General features: G+C 65.8%; 8 protein-coding genes. 2 read left to right on the plus strand and 6 right to left on the minus strand.

What is annotated here, in order from left to right; genetic code table 11:
- Positions 1 to 222: 222 nt before the first annotated feature.
- The 4 genes from P5F91_RS02105 to P5F91_RS02120 all read right to left on the minus strand — a co-directional run bounded on the left by P5F91_RS02105 (position 223) and on the right by P5F91_RS02120 (position 4,259).
- Entirely contained in the window at positions 223 to 1,143 is a 921-nt protein-coding gene (locus P5F91_RS02105; RefSeq protein ID WP_277906339.1) for a helix-turn-helix transcriptional regulator, read from the minus strand.
- A gap of 103 nt (positions 1,144 to 1,246) precedes the next feature.
- Positions 1,247 to 1,591, minus strand: coding sequence for a RidA family protein (locus P5F91_RS02110; protein ID WP_277906340.1), 345 nt, complete (start codon positions 1,589 to 1,591; stop codon positions 1,247 to 1,249).
- A gap of 17 nt (positions 1,592 to 1,608) precedes the next feature.
- On the minus strand, positions 1,609 to 3,084 hold the full coding sequence (locus P5F91_RS02115; protein ID WP_277906341.1) for a M81 family metallopeptidase: 1,476 nt from the start codon (positions 3,082 to 3,084) through the stop codon (positions 1,609 to 1,611).
- 32 nt (positions 3,085 to 3,116) lie between these two features.
- The gene (locus P5F91_RS02120) at positions 3,117 to 4,259 is read right to left on the minus strand and encodes an NAD(P)/FAD-dependent oxidoreductase (protein WP_277906342.1); all 1,143 of its coding nucleotides are present in this window, start codon (positions 4,257 to 4,259) and stop codon (positions 3,117 to 3,119) included.
- A 408-nt stretch (positions 4,260 to 4,667) separates the two neighbouring features.
- On the opposite strand from P5F91_RS02120, the gene P5F91_RS02125 reads away from it, so the two are divergent.
- Positions 4,668 to 6,077, plus strand: a complete 1,410-nt coding sequence (locus P5F91_RS02125) for an aldehyde dehydrogenase family protein (RefSeq protein ID WP_277906343.1) — start codon at positions 4,668 to 4,670, stop codon at positions 6,075 to 6,077.
- On the opposite strand, the gene P5F91_RS02130 is transcribed toward P5F91_RS02125, so the two are convergent.
- Entirely contained in the window at positions 6,063 to 7,184 is a 1,122-nt protein-coding gene (locus tag P5F91_RS02130) for an MFS transporter (RefSeq protein ID WP_277906344.1), read from the minus strand. The genes P5F91_RS02125 and P5F91_RS02130 overlap by 15 nt on opposite strands.
- Positions 7,185 to 7,412: 228 nt before the next feature.
- Between P5F91_RS02130 and P5F91_RS02135 the strand changes: the two genes are divergently transcribed.
- Positions 7,413 to 9,047 (plus strand): GMC family oxidoreductase, encoded by a 1,635-nt coding sequence (locus P5F91_RS02135; protein WP_277906345.1) that lies wholly within the window; start codon positions 7,413 to 7,415, stop codon positions 9,045 to 9,047.
- Between the two features lie 779 nt (positions 9,048 to 9,826).
- On the opposite strand, the gene P5F91_RS02140 is transcribed toward P5F91_RS02135, so the two are convergent.
- Positions 9,827 to 10,632 (minus strand): site-specific integrase (locus P5F91_RS02140; RefSeq protein ID WP_277906346.1); only part of this gene is annotated, 806 nt, incomplete at its 5' end.

A 10,632-nucleotide genomic window follows, 5' to 3' on the forward strand; every position in this document is an offset into this window, starting at 1 on the left:
GCCGTTGTTCTTTAATGGCGTTTCGCATCAGATTTAGCTTCGATCTGATCCGTCCGCTAGGCAGGTTTGAAAATCCGCCGTACCACGTCGGACTAAAAATACACGACCGTATGCGACCAGCCGATCGGTTAGGCTGCCGGCATGGGACACGAAGGCTTGAGATCATGACGTTCACGATAGACCGCACCGCCAATCCGACCGACGCCGCCACGCGCGCGCGGGTCACCGCCTGGCGGTGGCCCGCTCTTCCTTTGGTGTGATGCCGAAATGCCTTTTGTAGGCGACGCTGAAGTTGCAGGAGTAGTCGTAGCCGACCTCGAAGGCGATCTCCGTGACCGAGAGCTTGCCGGCGCGCAGTAGGCGCTGGCCTTCTTCCATGCGGCGGGCGCGGATGTACTCAAAGATGGTCATGCCGAAGACGGTGCGAAACGCCTGGGACAGCTTGGTCTCGTTCGTGCCGACATGCCTGGCCAGCTTCTGCATGGCCAGCGGTTCCCTGAAATAGGTGTCGATATGGTCGCGCGCCCGCTCCACCTTGGACAGCGTGCGCTCATCGACGGCCGGGTTGGGCGGTGTTCCGCCCCGGCTGATCTGCGACCAGAATTCACAAAGCAATTCCACGCCGCGCGCCTCGACATAGGCGTTGCGCATGGCGCCCTTGAAGGACATGGCCTCCAGCGCGCGCACGCTCATCACCATTTCGGGCGTCATCTTGCCGGTTTCGGCGTACCAGGTGGGCTCGCCCTGTTCCAAGTATCGTGACAACGGACTTGGCATGTTCGACGGGTGGACGCCAAAGCGTTCGCGCAGCATTTCCGGACGGCACAGCACCGTCACGGCAAAGCCGGGGCGGGGGGCGACAAAGCTTTTCTTCACTATGCCCTGACCGTGCAGGGCCGCCACGCAGGTCAGGTCGTCAACGGCTAGCGGCGACTGTCCCGGCACGGTATAAGATATCGTGCCGCGCAGCTGAAAGTGGAATTTTAACCAGTCCTGGCCGATCTCCTCATCGACGATTTCCGCCGTTGGGTTGAATCGGGAAAGGCCAACTAAAAAATTCGGGCCAAAAGAAATGATTTCGGCATCCGGATCTTGCGGCAGACTATTAGGCAGAAGGCCCACATCAGCCCATTCCTGAAGCATGGTTCACACATGATTGCTTGAGGATTAACGGGCTGAGAATACAGCAGACCGGGCAAGTTCTCCACAGCCAGATGTGACAGTTACACTCTCATTTCGCGGGCAATCAGCCGTCCAGCCGCGCGATGGCCTCTATCTCTACCAAGGCGCCGGTGATGGCCAACGCGGCCACCACGGTCGAGCGCGCGGGCTTGTGCTCGCCGAAGAAAGAGGCGTAGGCGTCGTTGAAAGCCGCGAAGGACGTTGCGTCCGTCAGCCATACCGTGGTCTTCGCGATGGCGTTGCGGTCGAGGCCGTGCTGGTGCAGCACGGCTTCAAGCCGGTCCAGGCAGCGGCGGGTCTGTTGGGCGACGTCGCCGGTCACCACGCCCCGGTCGTCAAAGGCGATCTGGCCGGACAGGAAAAGCGAGCCACCCAACGCCACGGCCGGGCTGAGATGTGGAGCCGTCATAGTGTTTTCCTTAAGAATCAATAGCTTATGATTTCAGGCCTCACATCGTCGCGCCGGGGCCAATAGTCCAGGGACTTCACCTGGTAGGGGATATTGGCGAAGTCCGGTGTCAGGGCACCGGGCGCAGCGATATAGAGCACCCCCCCGCGGGCGATGGGGGCGAACAGGGCATGGAAGTGCTGGATCGACTTCACGACGATCAGGCGCTTGCGGGACAGGTCAATGCCCAGCTGTTGCAGGCAGACGGGATCGAACGCCTGGCTGCGCGCCGAGGTCAGGACTAGGTCCAGGTCATGGGGCCCACGCACCCAGACAGTCGCGCCCAGAGGCCAGCGGAGGCCCAGGCCCGTCTGGTAGTGGTCGGGGATGACCTGCCTGACCTGTACGCGCAGGTCCACCGGCGCGCCCGACGCCGGGCCGGTTTTGCCGCCGATGCGCATATCCAGGGTGGCGCCGACACCGGCATCGGACAGAACCCGGACGGCTTCCGGGTCATAAAAGAACGCGATCAACGCCCCTTCCAGTCCCCGGTCCAGGATGCGCTGCAGCACGAAGGTGCTGTCGGACGGGGCGCCGCCGCCGGGGTTGTCGGCGCCATCCGCGCCGACGATGGGGAAGACGTCGCTCCGCGTCACCTCATCCAGCACCTGGTCGATCGACAGCAGCGGCTGGACCGTGTCTTTCCGTATCTGGAAAAACCTGTTGGCCAGGTCCAGCGCCAGCTGTTCACCCAGGGCGGGGCGGCCGTCGGTGATGACCCAGAGCTTGGCGCCCGCCTCGGCCACATCCCCCCAGGGGAAGCCATGACCCAGGGAGACGCTCAGGACCTCTTTGCCATCCTGGCACGCTTCCATGCTGCGTACGAATGAGGCCATCGGCTCGCGGGTGGTGTGCCAGAGGCCGACCATGTGGCAATCGGCGACCGAGATCACCGGCTTTATTCGCCCCGCCGCCGTGGCCAGGGTCAGCTCCAGCACTTCCCGCGCCCGGTCCGCTATGTCGGTGTGGGGATAGTGCTTGTAGGCGACGATGATGTCGGCAGCCCGCAGCATCCGGGTGGTGAGGTGGCAATGAAGGTCCAGCTCGACCCCGATCGCCACCGATGGCCCCACCGCCCTGCGGATTTCCTCCAGCAAGTCGCCCTCACAGTCGTCATAGCCCTCCGCGGACATGGCGCCGTGCAGGTTGAGCAGGACGGCGTCCAGGGTGGGCGCCGCCGCGATTGCTCGCAGCACCTTGGCCCGGAAGCCCTCATAGACCGCCTTCAGCGTGCGTCCGCCCGGCTGCGCCTGCGCCGCCAGCCCTTCGACCACCTCATGTCCCTGGGCTTCGGCGAGGCGGCGCCAAAGCGCCAGGGTTCCAAAGACTCCGTCAGGGGCGACACGGCTGGCGTCGCCCTGGTATATGCCCATTTCCTCGTAAGCCCGACGCCCGCTCGGGATGGGCGCGAAGGTGTTCGTCTCGGTCACCAGTTGGGTGGTGAATATCCGCATGATCGTATCGCCTCGTATTTTGTCCGCTGGTGTCAGTACGGGACGGCCGCCGGGATCAGCCGGTCCGGCCGCAGCACCGCCATGTCGACCCCGTGATCCGCGATCTGTCCTGGAATGGCGCCGTCCAGCAGCAGTGCCGCCGCCGCTTGGCTCAGTGCCGGCGCGGTCTGGATGCCGTAGCCGCCCTGGCCGGCAAGCCAGAAGAAGCCGTCGGTCCTGGGATCGAAGCCGACCACGGGCACCCTGTCCGGTGCGAAACTGCGCAGTCCCGCCCATTTGTGCAGGACCCGCCTGACCCTCAGGCTGGTGGCCTGTTCAACACGGTCCACGGCGATGGCGACGTCCATTTCATCCGGTTGCGCGTCATAGGGTTCGACCGGATGTTCGTCCGCCGGCGACAGCAGCAGGTGGCCCCCGTCCGGCTTGAAGTAGAACGCCTCGTCAATGTCGATGACGCAGGGCCAGGGCGCGACGTTGACACCCTCCGGGGATGGAACCAGCAACGCCGTGCGCTGCAGGGGCTGGATGCCCAGCGGAGCCAGCCCGGCCTGCGACGCCAGGCTGTCCGCCCACGCGCCGGCGGCGTTGACGATGATCGGTGCCTGATAACGGCCCTGTTCCGTGGCGACCTGCCAACGCCCGTCCTTCCTGTCGCAGCCGACCACCGCGCTGTCCGTCCGCACCACCCCGCCCAGCGCACGGCAGCGGCGTATGAAAGCCTGCAACAAGGCGTTCACCTCCAGATCCTGCGCGCCGGGCTCCCACAGGGCGGCGGTCACATGGTCGGGCTTCAGGATGGGGCAGCGGCTCAATGCCTCATCGCGGCTCAGCAGCGTCGCGGCCGACCGCATCAGCGGATTCTGCGCGGCCGCCAGCAGCCTTTCCTCCTGTGCCGCCGACGCGACGTAAAGGCAGCCGCGCGGCAGCAGGGGGGAGGCGATGTTGAAGGCGTCCGGCGGGTTGGTCAGGAAGGCATTGCTTGCCCGGGACAGTGCACGGATGGGGTCGGCGCCATAGGTTTCCGAGAAAAGGGCCGCTGACCGGCCCGTCGCATGCATGCCCGTATGCGCTTCCTTTTCCAGGACCAGCACACGGGCGCGCTCCGCAAGGAAGGCGGCGATGCCGCATCCGGCGATACCCCCGCCGACGACGATGATGTCGAACAATTCTTCCATGACGGTCCCACCCTCACTTTCTGTCCGCCGGTTTTTATGTCCGGCACCGGATCCTGCGGGCGAGAGTGGAGGGGCCGCTGGCCACCGGCAAGACGTCCGCCCCGCGCCAGAACCAGGTTGTGGGTCACGCAAAAAGGACAGACGGGGACGCAAAAGTAGGCCGGTCTTGGGAAGGCTCAGATGCGTTTGGCGCGAGGTCCATCGCGACACGACAGCCGGTCATGACAGGAGCGGTGGCGACTCCGCCAGCCGGTGTCATCACCGGCGCTGATGACTGAGGGGTGTTTTCTTCCCATGGTGAATCTTGAACCTGAAGCGATGCAAACCGGCTGGCGTGGGCGCGCCGCTGCGCTGAGCTGGGACGGTCGTCCACTGATCGGCGGCACGCGCCGTGAGGGGACGGGGGCGATGGCCATCTGGTCGCCCGTTCATGGCGGTCTCTTGTACGAGGCGGCGCTGTGCTCGGCCGATATGGTCGACCAGGCGGTTGTAGATGCCCACCGCGCCTGCGAGCGGGGCGTATGGAGCGACCTCAGCCCTCGCGCCCGAGGCATGATCTTGCTGCGCCTGGCCGAACTTATCGTGGAAAACCACGAAGAATTGGCGTTGCGCGACACCCTGGAGATGGGGAAGCCCATCGCCTCCGCCCTGGTCGACATTCGTGATCTGGCGCCGACCTTGTGCCGGCACTATGCGGAGGCGGCGGACAAGATTTATGGAGACGTGGCCGGCAGCGATGCGGCCAGCTTGGCCTTCAGCCTGCGTGAGCCCCGGGGGGTCGTGGCAGCCATCGCGCCGTGGAACTATCCGCTGCCGAACGCGGTCATCAAGGTCATGCCTGCGCTGGCGGCGGGCAATTGCGTCGTGCTCAAGCCCTCGGAACTGACGCCCGGGTCGGCCCTGCGGTTGGGCGAGCTGGCGCTGGAGGCCGGTGTTCCGCCGGGGGGCCTGAACGTCATACCGGGCGACGGTGTCACCACGGGGGCGGCCCTGGCGCGGCATCCCCTGGTCGACATGGTGACCTTCACCGGCTCAACCCAGGCGGGCCGGGCGATCATGGCCACGGCGTCGCAAAGCCGCATCCGGCCGGTCATTCTCGAATGCGGCGGCAAATCCCCCCAGATTGTCTTCGCAGACGCCCCCGTATCCGATCTGGTCGCCCCGCGCATCCTGGGGGAGGCGTTCGCCAATCAAGGCCAGCTCTGTGTCGCCCGGTCCCGCCTGCTGGTCCATGCATCACGCAAGGCCGATCTGATGACGGCATTGGAGCGGGAGGTTCGGCAGTACGCGGTGGGTGATCCCCTGGAACCGGCCACGACTTTTGGGCCATTGGCCGGGCAGCGCCAGTGTGAGCGTGTCCTGGGCCATATCGCCGGTGCTCTGCGCGACGGCGCCCGCATGGTGGCCGGCGGTCCCGCCGACCGCCCTTGCGGCGTGGCCCCCACCATCCTCGATGACGTGTCGCAGGCGATGGCCATCGTCCGGGACGAGGTGTTCGGCCCGGTGCTGACGGTCCAATCCTTCGAGAGTACGGAAGAGGCTATTGGCTTGGCCAACAGTACCAGTTACGGCCTGGCCGCCACGGTCTGGACCGCGCACTACCCCACGGCCCAAACCCTGGTTCGCCGGCTCAAGACGGGGCACGTCACCGTCAACGGCACAGTTGAGCCTTATGAGGGCCCGGGCATGTCCCTGGCGGGGGAGCCGCGTGGCGATTCCGGCTTCGGCAGCGAAACCGGCCTGGACAGCCTGCGCAGCTATACGGCGATCAAGGGGGTGGTGCTGGCGGGTGGGCCCTGCCGGTCAGCGGATCGCTGACCGCCGCCGCACCACCATGGCGGTGCTGACGACGACGATGGCGAAGCCGCAGAGATAGGCGCCGTCCACCCGCCCCCCGCTGATGAACAACGCGCCAAGCAAGGGGCCCAGGGCCTGGCCGCCACTCTGCATGGCGGCCAGGCCCTCGATGCCACGGCCGCTGGCATCCCGGTCGACAAGGGCCGCGACCTGCAGGGGCCCCAGGATGGTGATGCACATTTGAACCAGGAAGAACGCGGAGGTGAACACCAGCGCGCCGGGCACCCACAACATGACGGCGACCGCCAGACATTGCAGGCCCGCGGCGGCCACCATCATCAGGCGGCGGTGTTCCGGTGTGGTCGCCAGCATGGCGATGAGCGAGCCCGGCAGGGCCCCCAGGTTGCCGACCGCCAGCGCCGTACTGACCGCTTCGATCGACAGCCCCTGCTGCGTGCTGAGTTGGCCGGCGTAGTTGGAGATAATGGCGGCGGCGGCGAAATAGATGAAGATGCCGCCCAGGATCAGTGAAACGGGCCGCATCTCGGCAAGCGTGGGCAAGCTGTGCGCCTGGCCGCTTCGGCCCGGCAGCAGCATCGCCGCGGGCAAGGACAGGACCGCGATGGCCACCACGGCCAACAGCACTGGACGGGGGCCGGCGGCGGCCAGCAATTGCCCGGCGCCCGCCAGTGCGGCGCCCGCCAGCAGAAGCTGAAGCACCTGGACCGCACTGATCAGCCGGGCCGGCCGCTGGCTGGCCGAGACGATGGGAATGGCGCTGCTCAGCACCAGGCCCGTCCCCACGCCGGCCACCAGGCGTGTCGTCAACAGCAACAGAGAGGTGCCGGCGAAGGCGGCGGCGATGTTGGCGGTGGCGACCACCATCAAGCCCCCGATGACACCGCCGCGGCATCCCGTGCGCTGCAGCCAGAGTGGCGCGCTGATCGACGCCAGGCAGGCCCCGGCCAAATCGGCTGACGCCAGGAGCCCCATCGCGCTGGCGTCCAGCGCGTAGCTTTGCTGGTACACCGGCAGCAGCAGGGGAACCAGAATCGCCGCGAGGGGCGCGACGCTGCACAGCCACACCAGCGCCACGGAGGGGCCGATGCCTGATCCTTGCTTATTCACCTATTAAGCCTCCCATCGCGGAACTTCAGCCAACCAGGCTAGCAGTTAGTTTCGTCGCCGGCATTTGGGGCAGGGGGGCAGTTCTTTGCGCGCGCCCATTCCCTTTTTGCCGCCATGGCCTCCCCTTCGGTAAGGTGGCACGCAATCCTTTATCTGCCCTGATCAAAAGACGGCGCCCGCCGTGCGGGCACGATGGGGCCGTTGTTTCCTTTGGCGGTCTGGTGCTTCATGACATTGATGGAAGAGAGCTTTGACTACGTGATCGTTGGCGCCGGTTCGGCGGGATGTGTGCTGGCCGACCGATTGAGCGCCGATGGCGCGTCGGTTCTGTTGTTGGAAGCGGGGGGGCGCGACCGCTCACCTTTCATCCACATCCCGGCGGGCGAGGCGATGCTGTTTTCCGCGCTGGGTAAATGGTTTGGTGCCGGCGACGTCAACTGGGCGTATCCCGCTGAACCGGACCCCTCCCGCGACGGCCTGAGGGACATCTGGTCGGCGGGCAAGATTTTGGGGGGCGGCAGTTCCATCAACGGCATGATGTGGGTCCGGGGCAATCCCGCCGACTTTGACGCCTGGGCCCGGATGGGGTGCCGGGGGTGGTCGTATGCGGAGGTGCTGCCCTATTTCAAGAGCGCCGAGACGAACGAGGGCGGGGCGTCGGAAACCCGCGGCGGAATGGGCCCCCAGCCGGCTTCCGCCTTGCGTCTGAAGCACAAGTTGACCGACCGCTTCATCCAGGCGGCGATGGCCTTGGGCCATCCCTACAATCCTGACCAGAATGGCGTGGCGCAAGAGGGGGTGGGGCCTTGCCAGGCGTCGCAGAAGGCCGGCCTCCGCTACAGTTCCGCCCGCTCCTTCCTGAAGCCCGTCCTCAAGCGCCCCAATCTGTTCGTTCGCACCAAGGCGCGGGTGCTGCGGATCGAGACGGAGGGGGGGCGGGCGACCAGGGTGAGATACCAGTGGGAAGGCCAGGAATACGGGGCGCGGGCGCGCCGGGAAATCATCGTGAGCGCTGGGGCGATAGGCTCCCCGAAGCTTCTGATGCAGTCCGGCATCGGGCCCGCCGGTCACCTGCGCGACATGGGCATCGACGTGGTGCGGGATTCCCCGGGCGTCGGTGGAAACCTTCAGGAACACCCCTGCGTCATGATCACGCGCGGTTCCAAAGTCTCCACGCTCAATACCGAGACGACGTGGTGGAAGGCGCTGTTCCATGGCGCTCGCTTCCTGCTGACGCGCCGGGGGCCGCTTACCAGCCCCGTGGGGCATGCCCAGACCTTCTTCCGGACGGGCGATGACCATGCCCTGCCGACCATCCAGGCGATTTTGGTTCCGGCCGCCTACCAGATGGAAACCCTGCAGGACGGCCTGCGCCTTCATCCGAAACCGGCCATGAGTCTGGCGACGTGTCTGCTTCACCCCCGTCAGCGGGGGCGCATCACCTTGCGGTCATCCGATCCGATGGATCATCCCGTCATCGAACACCAACTGCTGGGGAACGACCAGGATGTCGCCGACCTGGTGGCCGGCTGCCGGGAAGCCATGCGGATACTGGACACGCCGCCCCTGGCAGATGTGCTGACCGGGATGATCGCGCCCGCCGCCAGGCCCGAAACCGATGCCGATTGGACGGCCTATTTACGGTCGGCCGCGTTCCGCGGGGACCATCCGGTCGGTACCTGCCGCATGGGGGAGGATGTGGACGCCGTGGTCGACTCACGGCTGCGGGTGAGGGGGCTCGACGGGTTGCGGGTCGTCGATGCATCCATCATGCCGGTTGTCACCTCCGGCAATACCAACGCCGTCGTCATCATGATTGCCGAAAAGGCTGCCGCCATGATCAAGGACGATCACCGCCGTTAGGCGCCGAAGCCAACCTTGTAATTCCCTCGCCGGGGACAGCGTTACGTCCCAGTGGGACGTTGGGGCGTCAAGGGCGTCCAGTGTGTGGATCGGCGCGATCAAATGGCTCCCACTGACCCCAATAGAATCAATTGGCTGTTGTGCTGACCGGTATCCAAACCGCATGCCGATATACACGCTTGGCCTATCCAGGGACCTTAGGTGTGGATTGGCGCGATTAAATGCCCCCGTCAGTCCCAATAGGATCAATTGGTTGTTATGTCGATCGGCGTCCAGGCCGCGTGCTGATTTACCGCCGGGAACGGGGCAGTCCACGGGGGCGGGAGGTCCGAGTGCGGTAGGCCTATGCGCCGAATCGCGCAGGATTAAGCGCCGTTTTGCGCAACCTTTGGGCCGCTTAACAAGGCGGTCGGGGGCGGGAGGTTCGTAGGCCGGGAATTGAACCGGGATTCAAGGATTTGCGATTCGTTTTTGGTCGACCGCGCCCATGAGCGGACCGATGTCAGCATGGCTAAGGCCAGCCCGCCGAATCCGCCCAGCATCGCGCGGAGACGAAGTGCCAGCGGCGGGTCGCCGCCACCAGTGCCGGCTGGGAAGAAGGTTCTTTCACGACTTGCTAGGCCCGACCCGACGTATGCTGCCCCCACACCATGCGGATGGGATGTGACCCACAAATCTGGTGATGAACGCGGGTTCACAGCCCATGAACAGCCGTTCATGGCCGCCGAACGCAGGTTCACTGCCTCCCCCGCTGTACAGCGGCGCTATGCGCGCTTACCTCAAGCAAGCCGTTGCGCCAGCTCCTCGGCGTCCGCGTGGTAGTATCTGGCCAGCATCGACAGCGTCTTGTGGCCAGTGATGCGCATCAGCTCCAGCGGGTTGGTGTAGATCTTGGCCAGCCGGCTGGTGGCCTCGTGCCGCAGGTCATGGAAGGTCAGGTCCGCGATGCCGGCGCGGTCGACTACGCGGCCAAAGGTCACTTTCAGCAACCTCTGGTCTTCTCCCACCACGGGTCCATTCTTGTTTCCGTAAGAGGGGAAGGAGCGGAGGGCGTCCACCGCTGCGGTGGACAGCGGCACCTTGCGGATTTCACCGTTCTTTGAGCCATCTCCTGACAGGCCGCGGATGGTCATGACGCGCTTCGCCAGGTCCACGTCGCTCCAGTCCAGTGCGCAGATTTCCCCCTGTCGCGCGGCCGTTTCCAGGGCCAACCTGGTCATGGGCACCAGCCAGGCTCCGTGCTTGCTGGCCGCCAGCCCCGCCATCAGGCGTTCCTCCTCGGCGGGGATATGGTGGCTTAGCTCAGCCTCAGCGCCGGTATTCGGATCGCGCTGATGTGTCACCTCGACCCTGGCGGGCTGCAGGCGGCGCTCGCGCTTGCGGTCGGCACCCTTGGGGCGGGCAGTCAGCTTCGCTTCGGCGGGATTGGATGGGAGGTGCATGCCCCATTCCCGCCGGCCATGGGCGATGGCCGTGGCGATCAGGTTGATCCGCCGCACCACGGTGGCGGGCGCGTAGTCGCAGGCCAGCATACGATCGCGGTAGCTGGCGATATCCTGAGGGGAGAGGGCGCTGAGCCGTCGCG

The sequence above is a fragment of the Nitrospirillum amazonense genome (assembly GCF_029594735.1).
Lineage (GTDB): Bacteria > Pseudomonadota > Alphaproteobacteria > Azospirillales > Azospirillaceae > Nitrospirillum > Nitrospirillum amazonense.